Source organism: Clostridium sp. AF34-13 (assembly GCF_003477845.1).
GTDB classification, from domain to species: Bacteria; Bacillota; Clostridia; order Lachnospirales; family Lachnospiraceae; genus Butyribacter; species Butyribacter intestini.
On the sequence record NZ_QUEB01000007.1, the window covers coordinates 146,830 to 159,898 of the forward strand.

Sequence of the window (13,069 nt, forward strand, 5' to 3'; positions counted from 1 at the left end):
CACTATATTACGAGTATTTTCCTATGCAGCAAAAAAACGGAGCAGTTATATCTCTGCTCCGTTTTTTCAAGTCAGCATATCGCCGCTCATTATTTTTCAGCAAGTCCGCCAGTCATCTCTTTTACATAATCATAGATATACTTTCCTGCATCTCCGCCGTATTTTGCAACTATCTTTATGATGGCACTTCCGACTATCGCTCCGTCTGCTATCTTTGTATATTTATTTACCTGTTCAGGTGTGTTTATTCCAAAGCCGACTGCTGCCGGTGTGTCAGTCACCTCTTTTATTGATTTTACAATGCTTTCAATATCCGTCTTTATCTCACTTCTGACACCTGTCACGCCCATTGATGATACTACATAAATAAAGCCCTTTGCTTCTTTTGCTATCATCCTGATACGCTTTTCTGAGGTAGGTGCTATCATTGATATAAGATACATTCCGTATTTTTCCGCTATCGGTGCAAGTTCATCTTTTTCATCGTATGGAATATCAGGTATTATAAGTCCGTCTATTCCTATCTCCTGACATTTTGCACAAAATCTCTCATAACCGTACTTGTAAAGTGAGTTTGCGTACCCCATAAATACAAGAGGTATATCCGTTTTTTTACGAAGTGAGCTTACCATATCAAAAATCTTGTCTGTAGTGCAGCCACCTGAAAGTGACCTTATATTAGCTTCCTGTATAACCGGTCCTTCTGCTATCGGGTCTGAAAACGGAATTCCTATCTCAACAAGTGCAGCTCCTGCCTTTTCCATCTCAAGGATAAACTCCTCAGTCTTTTCAAGATTTGGATCTCCCGCCGTTATAAATGGTATAAATGCTTTTTTATCTTCAAATGCCTTACTTATTCTATTCATGTAAATCAATCCCCCTGTATCTTGCTATTGCTGCCACATCCTTGTCTCCTCGTCCTGAAAGACAACAGATGATTATCTGGTCTTTATCCATCTTCGGTGCTATCTTCATAACATGGGCTACTGCGTGTGAGCTCTCGATAGCTGCGATTATTCCCTCTTCTTTTGCAATATATTCAAATGCGTTTACCGCTTCCTCATCTGTCACCGGAACATATTCTGCCCTGCCTATATCTTTAAGATATGCGTGCTCAGGTCCTACTCCCGGATAATCAAGTCCGGCTGAGATTGAATATACAGGTGCTATCTGACCATATTCATCCTGACAGAAATAAGATTTCATACCGTGGAAGATTCCCTCTGTACCGGTTGCCATTGTTGCGGCTGTCTTGTCAGTGTCAACTCCAAGTCCTGCTGCTTCGCATCCGATAAGTTTTACATCTTTATCATTGATAAATTCATAGAACATTCCCATAGAATTGCTTCCGCCGCCGACACAAGCCATTACCACATCAGGAAGTCTGCCCTCTTTTTCAAGTATCTGTGCTCTCGCTTCACGGCTTATGACACTTTGGAAATCCCTTACTATTGTAGGGAACGGATGTGGTCCCATAACCGAACCAAGTACATAGAGCGTATCGTCAACTCTGTTAGTCCACTCTCTCATACACTCGTTTACTGCATCTTTAAGTGTCTTAGTACCGGTCTCAACAGGGTGTACCTTAGCACCGAGAAGCTCCATACGATATACATTGAGAGCCTGACGAATAGTATCTTCCTTACCCATGTATATCTCACATTCAAGGTCGAGAAGTGCTGCTGCCGTAGCTGTTGCAACACCATGCTGGCCTGCTCCTGTTTCTGCGATAATCCTTGTCTTTCCCATCTTCTTTGCTAGAAGTGCCTGACCGAGTACATTATTTATCTTGTGAGAACCTGTATGGTTTAAATCCTCTCTCTTAAAATAAATCTTTGCTCCGCCTAAATCCCTTGTCATCTTCTCTGCATAGTAAAGAAGTGAAGGTCTGCCCGCATATTCTTTGAGAAGTGTGTCGAGTTCTTTATTAAACTGCTCATCTTTCTTGTAAAATTCATATGCTTCTTCAAGTTTCTGTATCTCGTTCATAAGTGTTTCAGGTATGTACTGCCCTCCATGAACACCAAATCTTCCCTTACTCATTCTGTTTATCCTCCATAATCTGACTACATCATTAAGTTATATTCTCATCATAACCGCAATCATAAAATAATGTTACGAATTGCCACATCTATACACATTTTGCAAACACTTCAAATTTTCTTTCAGCATTTATCAAATCTGTCCTGCTTTTATAAGTGACTTTAAAGTCTCAATGCGGCTCTCTCCGGCACGCATCATAGTCTCACCGATAAGCACACCGTCAACTTTTCCCTGTGCAAGCTCTCTTATCTCTTTCTCACCTTTTATCCCACTCTCTGAAACAAAAGTAATATTATCCGGCACGAGATTTCTAAGTCTGAGACTGTTATTTATATCAACAGTAAAATTTCTTAAATCCCTGTTGTTTACACCGATAAGTCTTGCTCCCGCTTTGACCGCTCTATTAACTTCTTCTTCGTCATGCGTTTCAACAAGGGCACTGAGACCAAGTTTATCTGCTGTCTGCATATATTTTTTAAGACTATCATCATCAAGTATCGCACATATGAGAAGCACCGCATCAGCTCCGATAACCTTTGCTTCATATATCATATACTCGTCAACGGTAAAATCCTTTCTTATTATAGGAATATCTACCGCAGCCCTTATCTCTTTTAAATATTCGTTGCTGCCCATAAACCAATACGGCTCAGTCAGTACTGATATGGCACTCGCACCGCCTTTTTCATATTCCTTTGCTATCTCGACATAAGGAAAATCCCCGGCTATAAGTCCTTTAGACGGTGAAGCCTTTTTCACTTCACATATAAATGAAAGACTTCCCTTTTTAATCGCATTTTCAAACGGAAAACCAGTTTCAGCGTTAAGACTTTCGGCTTGCTGTTTCATTTCTTCAAGAGAAACTTTATTTTTCGCCTCGGCTACACGCTCCCTTGTCTTTGCCGCAATTTCTTCTAATATGTTCAATCTTTTCTCCATTTCTGTTTTTGTCTGTTAAACTCTTTCTAAGCACCTATTTTAAGACAATTTTTCTCTATAATATTTTCCAGGTCTTCACCAAGAACTTTTTAGCTTATATTCTCTTGCTTCCAATCTGCTTTATTTGTTGCTGTCCTCTATAAGCTGTTCAAGTTTTGCCTTAGCTTTTCCGCCTGTTATCATTTCTCTTGCTTTTTCAATTCCCTGCTCTATTGTAATTCCGTCTGTTGCGATATAGATAGCTGCTCCGGCATTGAGTAATACCGCATCCATCTTTGGTCCCTTAACTCCGTCAAGAATTTCTCTTGCTATCTGTGCATTTGCAGCAGGTTCTCCACCGACAAGGTCCTCTTTCTTGCAGCGTGTAAATCCAAACTGCTCCGGTGTTATCTCATAACTCTTAAACTCACCGTCTCTGTACTCACAAACTTTTGTCGGTGCTGAAAGTGAAATCTCATCAAGACAATCCATTCCATAAACTACCATAAGTTTTTTAAGTCCGAGATTTTTAAGTACATGAGCAAGCGGCTCCACAAGTTTTTCATCATATACACCCATAAGCTGCATATTTGCCCTTGCCGGATTTGAGAGTGGGCCGAGTACATTAAACATTGTGCGTATTCCCATCTCTTTTCTGACTGCACCTACAAAACGCATTGCAGGATGATATTTCTGTGCAAATAAAAAGCATATTCCATCCTCTTTCAAAAGTTTTTCGCTGTGCTCCGGCTCAATATCAATCTTAACTCCGAGTGCCTCAAGACAATCGGCAGTTCCGCATTTGCTGGACGCCGCCCTGTTTCCATGCTTTGCAACATGGACTCCTGCTGCTGCGGCTACGATTGCCGAGAGTGTAGATATATTAAATGAATTTGCCTTATCTCCGCCCGTTCCTACAATCTCAAGAGCATCACCCTCATTGTTAAAAGGTGTACATTTTGATGACATTACCTTTGCTGCCGCTGTTATCTCGTCGATAGTTTCACCTTTTATCGAAAGAGCAGTAAGAAATGATGCTTTCTGTGCGTCTGTTGCTTCCCCCGTCATAATTTCTTCCATTACCTGTGTCATGACCTCGTCAGTAAGGTCTTTGCCATTTACAAGTGCATTTATTGCTTCTTTTATCATGTTCAAACCCTCCATTTTTATATTCATATCTTAATATTTTCATACAAAATCTACAAAATCAGTTTTGTCATGTCATAATATTGCCTTTATAATCATCCTGCATATATCTGATACTGTATGTAACCAAATCGTTACTCAAAAAAATTCTCTAACATTTTCATGCCGTCAGGTGTCATTATTGATTCGGGATGAAACTGAACACCATATATTTCATAATCCCTGTGCTTTACCGCCATTACCTCACCGTCATCTGTGACCGCCGTTACAATAAGCTCATCAGGTATTGTATCTTTTTTTGCGATAAGCGAATGGTATCTCGCCACCTTTGCCCTGTCACCTATCCCCCTAAAAATCTTACAGTTCTCATCAAGTTTAACCTCTGACTGCTTACCGTGCATAAGTTTAGGCGCATATGTAACTTCTGCTCCAAATGTCTCACATATTGCCTGATGACCGAGACAAACACCAAGAATAGGTATCTTTCCTTTAAAATATTGTATAACATCCTCGCATACTCCCGCATCAGCCGGCTTTCCGGGGCCGGGTGATATAAGAATATGACTCGGTGCAAGTTTTTCAATCTCACTTACCGTCAGCTCATCATTTCTTATCACCTTAATATCTGGATTTATCGTTCCCACAAACTGAAACAGATTGTAGGAGAAACTGTCATAATTATCTATAAGTAATATCATATAAGCCTCCTTTTATATACTTTCCTGTCCCATTGAAACTGCGTTCATAACTGCTTTTGCCTTATTGATACATTCGTTGTACTCGCTTTTAGGTACACTGTCTGCAACAATTCCCGCACCTGAACGAACAAAAACTTTTCCATTTTTCTTAAATGCCGTTCTTATTGCAATACAGGTATCAAGATTTCCCGTAAAGTCAATGTAACCTATCGCACCACCGTAAATTCCACGCTTGTTATTTTCAAGTTCATTTATTATCTCCATCGCACGGATTTTTGGTGCTCCAGAAAGTGTTCCTGCCGGAAGTACCGCATCTACGGCATCAAGACTTGTTTTGTCATCCCTTATCTCACCTTTAACCGTTGAGCCGATGTGCATTACATGGGAATATCTCAAAATATCCATATAATTTTCTACTTCAACCGTACCGAATTTGCTTATCTTTCCTATATCGTTTCTTCCGAGGTCAACAAGCATATTATGTTCGGCTCTTTCTTTCTCATCAGTAAGAAGGATTTTTTCAAGTTCATCATCCTCCTCTTTATTCTTTCCTCTAGGCTTTGTGCCTGCAAGCGGAAATGTATGGAGTACACCGTCCTCAAGTTTTACAAGAGTTTCCGGTGAAGCACCAGCCACCTCTATATCATCACTGCTAAAGTAGAACATATAAGGTGATGGATTTATCGTTCTGAGCACTCTGTAAGCATTAAGCAGACTTCCCTCATAATCAGCCTCAAGCCTGTTTGAAAGCACAACCTGGAAAATATCTCCTTCATATATATAATGCTTTGCTTTTTCAACCATCTCACAATACTCTTTTTCGGTAAAGAGAGGTCTGAACTCTGATGTAATCTTTCCCGGATTAACCTCGACCATCCCTCCCGTTCTTATAAGCTCTATTATCTTATTTATCTCATCAACACATCTGTCATAATCTTCTCTTAAATTTTCAGTCCTTGCATTTGCGATAACAATTATCTTCTGGCTGAAATTGTCAAATGCGATAACCTTGTCAAAAAGCATAAGATCAACATCTTTGAAGCCCTCCTCGTCATTCGCATCAAGATTTAATTTAGGCTCACTGTATTTTATATAATCATATGAGAAGTAACCCACCAGACCGCCTGTAAATGTAGGAAGTTCTTTTATCTTAGGACTTGTGTATTCCTTTAATATTTCTTTTATCTTCTCACCCGGATGTTTAACTTCACTTACTTCGGTCTTTCCATTCTTAACCGTCATCACTCCGTTAGTGCAGGTAATCTCTAACTTCGGATCGTATCCGAGGAATGTATATCTTCCCCATTTTTCCTGATTTTCCACACTCTCTAACATATAGCAGTGTGAACTTACGCCTTTCAGGATACGAAGCACCTGCATCGGTGTTCTTATGTCTGACATAATTTCCATGCTTATAGGTACAACTTTGTACCCTTTCGATAATTCTTTTGCTTCTTCAAATGTTATCATGCTTTGCCCTCCTTATCTTATGACAGTTTCGCAAACTTTCTTAGCTTTCTGAATGAATGTCAGCTCACTCATATAATTTCCAAAGAAAGGATAATTGTATGCAAGCATACATTATCTTTCCTTTGAAAATTACATTCATTCAAGGGAACAAAGAGTTGCTTGCGACTCTTTCGCGCTTGAGCGGAATGCGTAGCATTTATTTCTTTTCCGCGAAATGCGCATCCTCACGGAGTGTTTTTTGTGTTATAGGAAATGAGAAGTTTCCTAATAACATAAAAAAGTCCTTGAACATTATCATACTTATATAATAATGTTCAAGGACGGTTATACAATAATAATATACCGCGGTGCCACCTTGCTTTATGGTCTGCCCACACTCTTAGCGAAATACTAACATATTCCCGGCAACTAACGCATGCCTGCGCGTCATAGAATACTCGGAATGAAATTCCTTTGACTATGCCCTCAGTGGTCCATTTAATAAACAGCTTTCTGCGGGTTCTCAGCATCCCCTGCTCTCTGTAAGCGCCTCTTTTATTTTTATCTCCACTTCAACAGTTTCAATTTATTTAACTGGTTAAAAGTATATACCCTTGCAAAATGATTTGTCAAGGATTTTTTCCGTAACACTTCAGCCATATGAGCTTTTAGATAACATAAAAGAAAAATATCCGGAGAAACTGGAAAAGTGCAGATATTTTCTGGCAGATAAAGGATATGACAGTACTGAGCTGATAGAGTGGCTTACCACGGAAGGAACAGCTCCAGTTATAGACATAAGAAATATGTGGCATGGAAATGAAACAAAGCAGTTTAAAGATACAAATATAGTTTACGATTACAAAGGAAGAGTTTATTACATAACTGACAGCGGAGAGGAAATAGAATTAGTATATAAAGGATATGATAAAAGCAGGGATAGCCAGAGATATGGATTTCATCCTAAATATCATGATAAAAGGATATTCAGAATACCATTAAAGACAGACCCGCGTATATTTACAAAGGTGGCAAGAAATTCAAAGAAATGGAAAAGACTGTATAAAAAAAGAACAAGCATCGAAAGAGTAAACGGACGGATAGACCATGATTTTCAATTTGAAAAGCATACGATAAGAGGATTGAAAAAAATGAAGATGTTCCTGAATGTGACATTTATAATACAGCTTACATTAGCAAAAGCAAAAATAGAGTCAGGGATAACAAATGGACTGGCAAGATACACTGCATAAAATAAAAAAGCATATATAAACAGCAGAGACTGATATAAACTTTTCAGCGAATGGCGTTAGAGGCAGAAAGCCGTCCATGAGTCGGAAATTTTATATCAGTCTCTGCGTTAAAAAGCCACAGCGAAAATAATTCATCCATAACTCCCACTTGGAGACTTCACCTTTTTATCCCCTACATTTTTATTTTTTCATATCCTACATTCGAATTGGTTTTTTTATTAAATCCATTCTTAACATATGCATTAGCAGAAAACAACATCACAAACACAATCATACCAAAAATCACAATATTAAACTTAATAAGTTTTAATTTATCCATCTTTTTCTTCCTTTTCCCTAAAAATTTCATTTATATTAACCTTTACATAACTTCTTACTATTAATTTATCAATTAAATTCTATTTTTCCATATATATCTTCAAACCTTTTTTTCTTTGGTGTGTAGTCTTTAATTTCTTTTTGATATCTATCATTTAAATCAATATATACATTCTCACCACCTTCATAATTTTGTACAATATATTCTCTAATTGTTTTAAATGGAAGTTCAATTTTTTGTTCCAATGCAATTTCTATAAAAAAATTCATGCCCTCAAATAATGTAACAACTGATTTTTCTAAATTTCTATCATCAATCACCTCTTCTAAATAATCACAGAAAAAATCTGAAAAAAAGAAATTTAATAATGTATAAAATTTTTTTTCTTTTATTTGTATCATAATACTCCTCATTTCTGAACGAATTTGTATTTGTTGTGAAGATGCACTGAAATCACAGCTACCTGTCTTCGCTCATAAACAAATAGCAATGAAAGTATCCCTAAGGAGCTACAATGCACAATCTAATAATCATTTTAACTCTTGTTAAATATATGACATTACCAATAAGTACCAGATACCTGTTCTCAATCCCTCATAAGACTGTATCATGTAATTATTGCCACACCCAAATTGTTCAAAACCTTAAAATGAAATAGAAATAATTCAAAAGATTCCAACTAAATTGGAGCCCTATTCCCTCCTAGAATAAGTTCTGAAATTTTTGTTTTTTACATGAAACAAATCCTGATATGAAAACTTCTTTCCTCAGCCTACATCAATCACACAATTACATTACACCACTTTACAAATTCTTTTCAAAAAAAAGAAAGCGTACAGGGCTTTCTGGTGTATAATGAATTTGAACTATAACATTAAGAAAGAAAGTGACCCTGTACGACAAAATTATTATACAATGAAAACACAATAATTGGTAAACTCAATCAATATTTTTTTATTTTAAAACTTTTTCTGCACCTACCGCAGATACACTGTTTTTATTGGTACTTTCATTACTGGCTTTGGAATCAGCTCATTCAATAAGATTCCTGTATCAGCATTTTTATCTGGAATAACCAGGAAATCTTTAAATACTTTTTACCATGCCTGTTCTTATGCTAAGGCTGACTATTCCAGGTTTATGAATGTAATAAATAAAAGGCTGAACTGTTACTACCTACCATCTATCAACACCTCTTTGTCGCAGTTTAAAAAACAAACTGCAACAGATTTTGGCAATGCTTCGCATCCTTAATTGCCAAAATCCTCACACGAAACTTTTTCTTACGATATTTTCGGTTCCGAAAATATCTACCTGCCATCTATCAACACCTCTTTACTTTTAAACGCAAATCCGTAATGATGTATGTTTTCCTCTTTTACTCCACGGTTTATCAGTTCTGCATCATAATTCTTTTCTTCTATCTGTTTTAATGCAGCTTCAACAGTTTCTTCAAGTGAGTTCTCTTTTCTTGGATTTATCACTTTAAATTCTATAACTATTCCCGGATATTTTTGAGTCTGTTTGTCTTTTGGTTCAAGCATTATATCATAGCGTCCGAAACCGCTCTCACGGTTTGAAGTTATGATATAGTTTTCTGTCTGGTCTACCATAAGCCCTAAAACAAAACCATGGTAGAAATTCTCAGGTGCTTTTTTCTCAGATGTATGTTTTCCTGAGTCAAATGAACTGAATGTTCGTAATGCTACATCATTCATATACTCATTCATACTTTCTATATCTCCGGTTATAAGTGCCTTTATAAATTCATTTGTTTCACTTTTTGCAGGACTGAACCAGCGGAGTATCATTTTTTTGAACATAAATAATATCTCACGGTTTGTCAGAGCAAGTTCATACTCATTATCACTTTCTCTTATAAGATTTAATTCTTCTGACGAAACAACTTTCAAATAACCGCTTGCAAGCATAAGACTCCACACTGCATCCTCCGAGTAATCAAGTTCTGAAAATACTATCTGTTCATCTATCGGAACTTTTATATTTTTACCGCTAATGAGCGTTTCCAGCATCTTTTTTATATATGAACTTCCTTTTTGAATAAGATTATTTATAAGTCCGTTTGAACTTGATTCTGCCCAATATAATGCAATTTTCTTTTTATCCAGATAATTGATTATCGACCACGGATTATAAATATCCTTTTGTTCTCCAAATACGAAACCATCATACCACGCTTTTACTTCTCCCTTTTGTTCAGAAAGTCCAAATTCATCAAGTGCATTAAACACTTCCTGCTCTGTAAATCCAAATGCAGTAGTATATTTCGGTGACAATGTTGTTACTACTTCAAGGTTATTAGGATCACTGAATATACTTTCACGGGAAACCCTTGTTATTCCAGTCATTATTGCCCGCTCTAAATATGGATTCGTCTTAAATGTAGAGTTAAAAAGACTTCTTGTAAAAGCAACCAGTTCTTCCCAGTATCCGTTTGTATATGCCTCCTGCATCGGTGTGTTGTATTCGTCAAGTAGGATAATGACTTTTTTCCCGTAATAACGGCTCAGATAATTTGACAGATTATTTATAGCCTCCTGTGCTGTCACAGTATCCATGCCATATGTTATATTGTTAAGATTATTTTTTTCTTCATCTGTTAAGCCATCCCAATCTTTCAAAAAAATATATTTTTGAATTTCATCACATATAACTCTTTTTATTCCTGATACTGCATCTGTATAATTATTTTGTTTTATCTTAGCAAAACTAAAAAATATTACCGGATATGTTCCCTGCAACTCACGATACTTTTCATCTTTCCAGATATCAAGTCCTTCAAACAGATCTCCTCTGTCTTTGTATTCATTTGAGAAAAAGCATTTGAGCATATCCATGTTTAATGTTTTTCCAAAACGGCGTGGACGGGTTATAATTGTCACATCATCTTTATTATCCCACCATTCTTTTATAAATGCTGTTTTATCTACATAAAAACATTTTTCTTTTATTATTTTTTCAAAACTTTGTTTTCCAATTCCTACAACTCTTGCCATATGCACCCTCCGTTTAATCTGCACCCAATTTTTCCGTAAATCTGTAGCTATATTTTAACATTCAGGTATATTTCTGTAAAGAAAAACAAGCCACTCTGAAGTACTCAAATTAGCTTGTTTTTATCTTTCATTATAAACTACCCATCGTCTACATTATCTGCTTCCCATTAAAATATCCCGCCATAAATACCATCATAAATACTGCTTACAATACGACCATGAGCTGATACAACTTTTCATGTTTTTTCAGGAAATCACCTGCCAGTCTCTTATGACAAAATGCACTATCTTAAGAAACCACGGACAAAGTGGGAAAAAAAGCTACTTGCTCATAACACTATTAGCTGCAAAGCAGCGACTGACAGCTTGCTGGCAGATTTATGAATGTAATAAATAAAAGGCTGAACTGTTACTGTCATTTACCTTCTATCAACACTTTTTTGCCTTTAAACGCAAAACCGTAATGGTGGATGTTTTCCGCTTTTACACCTCGTTTGATAAGCTCTGCGTCATAGTTCTTTTCTTCTATCTGCTTTAATGCTGCTTCGACTGTTTCTTCAAGTGAGTTTTCTTTTCTCGGATTTATCACTTTAAATTCTATAATTATTCCAGGGTAGTGCACATTGTTTTTGTCTATCGGTTCTAGCATTATATCATATCTGCCGAAACCGCTTTCTCTGTTTGAGGTTATGATATAATTGTCTATCTGGTCTACCATAAGACCAAGGACAAAGCCATGGTAGAAACGCTCTGGTTCTTCATCTGATGGACTGTTGCCGGTGTCAAAGTAACTGATTATATTAGTTGTAACCCGGCTCATATATTCATTCATGCTTTCCAAATCTGCTGAAAGCATTGCTTCCACAAATTCATTATATGGAACATTATCTCCACCAAACCACTGCTCTATCATTGCTCCAAACATCTGCATCACTTCATAATTAGTCAATTTAAGACTATATATTTTTTTATTAAGCTTTCCTATCGTTCGAAACCTTTCTATACGAAGATATCCGCTTGCCAGTAACAAACTCCATACGGCATCCTTGTTTGTTTTAAGTTGTCCAAAAACTATCTGCTCATCTATATTTTTTTCTACAACGCCACCTAAAATCAGTGTTTCCATCGTTTCTTTTGTTTTGGTTGAGCCTGTTCTTATAAGCTCATTTATAAGTCCGTTTGAACTCGATTCCGCCCAATATGGGTTATATTCTTTTTTATCTAAGAAATTGATTATCGACCACGGATTATAAATATCCTTTTGCTTTCCAAACATAAAACCATCATACCACGCTTTTACTTCTCCCTTTTGTGCAGAGAGTCCAAACTCATCAAGTGCATTAAACACTTCCTGCTCTGTAAATCCAAATGCAGTAGTATATTTAGATGATAATGTTGTAACCACTTCAAGATTATTAAGGTCACTAAAAATACTTTCTTTAGAAACCCTTGTTATTCCTGTCATTATCGCCCGCTCTAAATATGGATTCGTCTTAAATGTAGAGTTAAAAAGGCTTCTTGTAAAAGCAACCAGTTCTTCCCAGTATCCGTTTGTATATGCCTCCTGCATCGGTGTGTCATATTCGTCAAGCAGGATGATGACTTTTTTCCCGTAATAACGGCTCAGATAATTGCTTAATTCATTTAATGCACTCTGTGCCGTAACATCTGACATATCTTCCGATATTCTTTTAAGATTATTTTTTTCCTCATCTGTTAAACCATCCCAATCTTTTAAGAACATAAATGATTGATACAGACTGCACAATATCTTTTTTATTTTAGCTATGGTATCTTGATAGTTATTTTGTTTAATCTCTGCAAAACTTAAAAATATTACCGGATATGTTCCCTGCAACTCACGATACTTTTCATCTTTCCATATCTCAAGTTTCTCAAATAACTCCCCTCTGTCCGCATACTTATTTGAAAAAAAACAGTTCAGCATACTCATGTTTAATGTTTTTCCAAAACGGCGTGGACGAGTTATAAGTGTAACCTCATCTTCACTCTCCCACCATTCTTTTATAAAACCTGTTTTGTCCACATAAAAACAGGTTCTCTGTATCCTTTTCTCAAAGTCCTGAGTTCCTATACTTACCGTTCTTGCCATATCCATCCTCCTGCTCTATTGTCATTTTACTCCTCTGCCATTATCCAGTGAAATGTATAATTATTCGCAATTTATTTAGCTACATTCTAACATTGAAGTGTTTTTCTGTAAAG

11 protein-coding genes are annotated in these 13,069 nt (G+C 36.6%); 1 reads left to right on the forward strand and 10 read right to left on the reverse strand.

What is annotated here, in order from left to right; translation table 11 throughout:
* Nucleotides 1–89 precede the first annotated feature (89 nt).
* The 6 genes from trpA to trpE form a co-directional block, all read right to left on the reverse strand.
* A complete protein-coding gene (gene trpA, locus DWZ63_RS07755; protein WP_118499369.1) occupies nucleotides 90–866 on the reverse strand; it encodes a tryptophan synthase subunit alpha in 777 nt (258 codons plus the stop codon).
* A complete protein-coding gene (trpB, locus tag DWZ63_RS07760; protein WP_055940904.1) occupies nucleotides 859–2,043 on the reverse strand; it encodes a tryptophan synthase subunit beta in 1,185 nt (394 codons plus the stop codon). The genes trpA and trpB overlap by 8 nt, the downstream gene beginning before the upstream one ends.
* A 132-nt stretch (nucleotides 2,044–2,175) precedes the next feature.
* Entirely contained in the window at nucleotides 2,176–2,982 is an 807-nt protein-coding gene (trpC, locus tag DWZ63_RS07765) for an indole-3-glycerol phosphate synthase TrpC (RefSeq protein ID WP_055940902.1), read from the reverse strand.
* Between the two features lie 120 nt (nucleotides 2,983–3,102).
* The gene (gene trpD / locus DWZ63_RS07770) at nucleotides 3,103–4,110 is read right to left on the reverse strand and encodes an anthranilate phosphoribosyltransferase (RefSeq protein WP_055940898.1); all 1,008 of its coding nucleotides are present in this window, start codon (nucleotides 4,108–4,110) and stop codon (nucleotides 3,103–3,105) included.
* Nucleotides 4,111–4,241: 131 nt separating this feature from the next.
* On the reverse strand, nucleotides 4,242–4,805 hold the full coding sequence (locus tag DWZ63_RS07775; RefSeq protein ID WP_055940895.1) for an aminodeoxychorismate/anthranilate synthase component II: 564 nt from the start codon (nucleotides 4,803–4,805) through the stop codon (nucleotides 4,242–4,244).
* 12 nt (nucleotides 4,806–4,817) lie between these two features.
* Nucleotides 4,818–6,275, reverse strand: a complete 1,458-nt coding sequence (gene trpE, locus DWZ63_RS07780; protein WP_118499370.1) for an anthranilate synthase component I — start codon at nucleotides 6,273–6,275, stop codon at nucleotides 4,818–4,820.
* Nucleotides 6,276–6,880: 605 nt separating this feature from the next.
* Between trpE and DWZ63_RS07785 the strand changes: the two genes are divergently transcribed.
* On the forward strand, nucleotides 6,881–7,507 hold the full coding sequence (locus DWZ63_RS07785) for a transposase (protein ID WP_182431461.1): 627 nt from the start codon (nucleotides 6,881–6,883) through the stop codon (nucleotides 7,505–7,507).
* A 172-nt stretch (nucleotides 7,508–7,679) separates the two neighbouring features.
* Here the strand turns inward: DWZ63_RS07785 and DWZ63_RS15680 are convergent, their stop codons facing one another.
* From DWZ63_RS15680 to DWZ63_RS07800, 4 genes are all read right to left on the reverse strand, one after another.
* Entirely contained in the window at nucleotides 7,680–7,826 is a 147-nt protein-coding gene (locus DWZ63_RS15680; protein WP_182431462.1) for a hypothetical protein, read from the reverse strand.
* 68 nt (nucleotides 7,827–7,894) lie between these two features.
* Nucleotides 7,895–8,227 carry a hypothetical protein gene (locus tag DWZ63_RS07790; RefSeq protein ID WP_118499374.1) on the reverse strand — a complete coding sequence of 111 codons (333 nt, stop codon included), beginning with the start codon at nucleotides 8,225–8,227 and terminating at the stop codon, nucleotides 7,895–7,897.
* A 909-nt stretch (nucleotides 8,228–9,136) separates the two neighbouring features.
* A complete protein-coding gene (locus tag DWZ63_RS07795; RefSeq protein WP_118499376.1) occupies nucleotides 9,137–10,843 on the reverse strand; it encodes an AAA family ATPase in 1,707 nt (568 codons plus the stop codon).
* Between the two features lie 415 nt (nucleotides 10,844–11,258).
* Entirely contained in the window at nucleotides 11,259–12,956 is a 1,698-nt protein-coding gene (locus DWZ63_RS07800; RefSeq protein WP_118499378.1) for an AAA family ATPase, read from the reverse strand.
* Between the last annotated feature and the right edge of the window lie 113 nt (nucleotides 12,957–13,069).

Excerpts from the sequence above, each read along its gene's own strand:
- trpA (WP_118499369.1), bottom strand. The coding sequence starts at position 866 with ATGAATAGAATAAGTAAGGCATTTGAAGATAAAAAAGCATTTATACCA.
- trpB (WP_055940904.1), bottom strand. The coding sequence starts at position 2,043 with ATGAGTAAGGGAAGATTTGGTGTTCATGGAGGGCAGTACATACCTGAA.
- trpC (WP_055940902.1), bottom strand. The coding sequence starts at position 2,982 with ATGGAGAAAAGATTGAACATATTAGAAGAAATTGCGGCAAAGACAAGG.
- trpD (WP_055940898.1), bottom strand. The coding sequence starts at position 4,110 with ATGATAAAAGAAGCAATAAATGCACTTGTAAATGGCAAAGACCTTACT.
- DWZ63_RS07775 (WP_055940895.1), bottom strand. The coding sequence starts at position 4,805 with ATGATATTACTTATAGATAATTATGACAGTTTCTCCTACAATCTGTTT.
- trpE (WP_118499370.1), bottom strand. The coding sequence starts at position 6,275 with ATGATAACATTTGAAGAAGCAAAAGAATTATCGAAAGGGTACAAAGTT.
- DWZ63_RS15680 (WP_182431462.1), bottom strand. The coding sequence starts at position 7,826 with ATGGATAAATTAAAACTTATTAAGTTTAATATTGTGATTTTTGGTATG.
- DWZ63_RS07790 (WP_118499374.1), bottom strand. The coding sequence starts at position 8,227 with ATGATACAAATAAAAGAAAAAAAATTTTATACATTATTAAATTTCTTT.
- DWZ63_RS07795 (WP_118499376.1), bottom strand. The coding sequence starts at position 10,843 with ATGGCAAGAGTTGTAGGAATTGGAAAACAAAGTTTTGAAAAAATAATA.
- DWZ63_RS07800 (WP_118499378.1), bottom strand. The coding sequence starts at position 12,956 with ATGGCAAGAACGGTAAGTATAGGAACTCAGGACTTTGAGAAAAGGATA.